The sequence below is a fragment of the Vibrio sp. 1249-1 genome (genome assembly GCF_033340495.1).
On sequence record NZ_JAWOWJ010000527.1, the window covers coordinates 1 to 709 of the forward strand.

Consider the following 709-nt stretch of genomic DNA (forward strand, 5'->3'; position numbering starts at 1 on the left):
GGTCAAGCCGGCAATTTACCTGACCGCGCTTGAACAGCCAGACAAATACAATTTGGGGACGACGCTGCACGACACCCCTCTAAGTTTGAAAGGTAGCAAAGGCTCGGTATGGACTCCGCGTAACTACGACCGTAAATATCGTGGTGATGTGCCACTTTACCTTGCGCTTGCGAAGTCATTGAATGTACCAACGGTAAGGTTGGGGATGGAGCTTGGTATTCCTGAAGTATCTGGCACACTTGAACGCTTAGGCGTCAACAAAGATGAGATTCGTCCTGTGCCTTCTATGTTCTTGGGCTCGTTTTCATTGACGCCATTTGAAGTGGCGCAAATGTACCAAACACTGACTAACTCGGGTAAACGCGCTAAGCTGACCGCGCTTCGTTCCGTCATCGATATGGACGGTAACGTGCTTTATCAATCGTTGCCTCGCTCCTCTCGCGCGGTTGATGAACAAGCGGCTTGGCTAACGACTTACGCGATGAAACAAGGTGTCGCACAAGGTACGGGCCGCTACCTTCAAAGCCAATTCGCTTGGGCTGCGTTGGCGGGTAAAACGGGCACCAGTAACGATACTCGTGATAGCTGGTTTGTCGGGATTGATGGTCGTGAAGTGACGACCATTTGGCTAGGCCGTGATGATAACAAGCCAATCAACCTTACGGGGTCAAGCGGTGCATTGCGTGTTTACGCGGAATACTTGGCGCAG

Annotated in this window: 1 protein-coding gene; it reads left to right on the forward strand. The window is 51.5% G+C overall.

Features of this window, described 5'->3' with window-relative positions:
- Positions 1-709: penicillin-binding transpeptidase domain-containing protein (locus tag R7Z50_RS27400; protein WP_318149735.1), on the forward strand; the 709-nt coding region annotated here is incomplete at both ends.